The 1,720-nt window shown below is 65.8% G+C and carries 2 protein-coding genes; both read right to left on the reverse strand.

The genetic code is table 11. The features are described 5' to 3' along the window. Positions 1-1,117: ABC transporter ATP-binding protein (locus tag EN914_RS34420; protein ID WP_164779135.1), on the reverse strand; the 1,117-nt coding region annotated here is incomplete at its 3' end. Continuing rightward, positions 1,110-1,720 (reverse strand): ABC transporter permease (locus tag EN914_RS34425; protein WP_164779136.1); only part of this gene is annotated, 611 nt, incomplete at its 5' end. The genes EN914_RS34425 and EN914_RS34420, both read right to left, overlap by 8 nt.

Below are 1,720 nucleotides of genomic sequence, written 5' to 3' on the forward strand. Positions count from 1 at the left end.
CGTCCTTCACGGCGCGCAGTGCATGGCCATGGCTGGCATAGGTCTTGTTCAGCCCGGTGACGCGCAGCACCGGCGCTGCCGCCGCCCTTGGTACAGGCGCCACATCGCTCGGTGTCGCACGCGGCAGCGCCTGCGCCTTGTCGTGATGAAAGCAGCGCGACAGCCGGCCGCCCAGATCGTAGAGCGGCGGCGATTCGCTGCGGCAGCGGTCGTCGGCGAGCGCGCAACGGTCGGCGAAGGCGCAGCTCTTGATGTCGGCCCCGATGCCGGGCAGGAAGCCGGGAATGGTATCGAGGCGGCCCTGGTCCTTGCGCTGGCCCCCGCGCGGCAGGCAGCGCAGCAAGGCTACGGTGTAGGGATGGCGCGGGTCGTTGAAGACGACCTCCGTCGGTCCTTCCTCGACCAGCATGCCGGCATAGAGCACGCCGACGCGGTCGCACATGTTGGAGACGACGGCGAGGTTGTGGCTGATAAACAGGATCGAGGCCGAGAGTTCTTGCCGCAGCTGCGCGATCAGGTCGAGCACTTCGGCCTCTACCGTCGCATCGAGGCCGGTCGTCGGCTCGTCGAGGATCAGCATCGACGGATCGTTGGCCAGCGCCATGGCAATCGCCACGCGTTGCTGCATGCCGCCGGAAAGCTGGTGCGGGTAGCGCTGCATGACGCTGACGGGGTCGGAGATGCGCACGCGGTTCAGCATGGCAATCGCCCGGTCGGTGGCCGCTTGTCCCGAAATGCCGCCGAGTTCAAAAATCTCGGTCAACTGACGGCCGACGCGGATCGACGGGTTCAGCGCCTTGCCCGGGTCCTGATAGACCATGGAGACGCTTTCGGCCCGCGCCCGCCTGAGCGCCTCGGCGTCGAGTTTCATCACGTTCTGGCCGTCGAGCGATATCGTGCCGCCGGTGATAGAACCGTTTCTCGGCAGATAGCGCACCACCGTAAGCGCCACGGTGGATTTGCCGCAGCCGGATTCGCCGACCAGCCCATAGGCTTCGCCCTGGCCGATGGTGAGGCTGAGGTTACGCAGCACGGCGCGGTTGCGGCCGGCGACGCGGTAGGCAACCGAAAGATCGGTGACTTCGAGTGCGTTTTCGGCCTTGGCGGAGTTAGTCATTGAGCGCTCCGTGAACGCCGTCGGCGGCCAGATTGACGCCGATGACCAGCGAGGCGATGGCGAGCGCATCGAACAGCACCGTCCACCAGAAGCCGCCGCCGATCATGCCGTAATTGTTGGAGATCGACAGCCCCCAGTCGGGAGAGGGCGGCTGGATGCCGAAACCCATGAAGGAGAGCGTGGCGACGGCGAAGATGGCATAGCCGAGCCGCACAGTGGTTTCGACCAGGATCGGCGGAATGACGTTGGGCAGGATCTCGACGAACATCGTATGCAGGGCACTTTCATGCCTTAGCTGCGCGGCAGCGACATAGTCGAGTTCACGCTCGGCCAGCACCGCGGAGCGCACGGTGCGCGCGATGATCGGCGCGAAGCTTAAGCCGATGACAACGATGACCGTCGTCTTCGAGGTGCCGAGCGCAACGATCGCCAGCAACGCAACGATGACCACCGGGATCGCCATGAAGGCTTCCAGGATTCGGCTGACGACATCGTCGACGAAGCCGCGAAAATAGCCGGTGACGAGGCCGAGCGCCGTGCCGGCCACTGTCGCCAGCAAGGTCGCCAGCGGGGCGACGGTCAGGATGTCGCGCGAGCCGACGA

The sequence above is a fragment of the Mesorhizobium sp. M7A.F.Ca.CA.001.08.2.1 genome, from assembly GCF_003998455.1.
In the GTDB taxonomy this organism is placed as follows: domain Bacteria; phylum Pseudomonadota; class Alphaproteobacteria; order Rhizobiales; family Rhizobiaceae; genus Mesorhizobium; species Mesorhizobium ciceri.